This window comes from Secundilactobacillus silagei JCM 19001, assembly GCF_002217945.1.
GTDB lineage: Bacteria > Bacillota > Bacilli > Lactobacillales > Lactobacillaceae > Secundilactobacillus > Secundilactobacillus silagei.
In genome coordinates this window covers 1-234 of sequence record NZ_BCMG01000078.1, presented here as the reverse complement: position 1 = coordinate 234, position 234 = coordinate 1, and the positions used below count along the sequence as shown (strand labels likewise).

At 48.3% G+C, this 234-nt stretch carries 1 tRNA gene and 1 rRNA gene; both read right to left on the bottom strand.

The annotated features are described in order from the left end of the window. Nucleotides 1-2 precede the first annotated feature (2 nt). Nucleotides 3-76, bottom strand: a tRNA-Ile gene (locus tag CES79_RS12640). An 84-nt stretch (nt 77-160) separates the two neighbouring features. Further along, nucleotides 161-234, bottom strand: a 16S ribosomal RNA gene (locus tag CES79_RS12635); the annotation flags it as partial.

Below are 234 nucleotides of genomic sequence, written 5' to 3'. Positions count from 1 at the left end.
AGTGGGCCTAAATGGACTCGGACCATCGACCTCACGCTTATCAGGCGTGCGCTCTAACCAACTGAGCTATAGGCCCAAAAAGCGTTATTAACTTGAGAGTAGACCTCTCAAAACTAAACAAAGTTTTGTCTCATGTGCAGGCTTCCGTATTATTCCTTAGAAAGGAGGTGATCCAGCCGCAGGTTCTCCTACGGCTACCTTGTTACGACTTCACCCTAATCATCTGCCCCACCT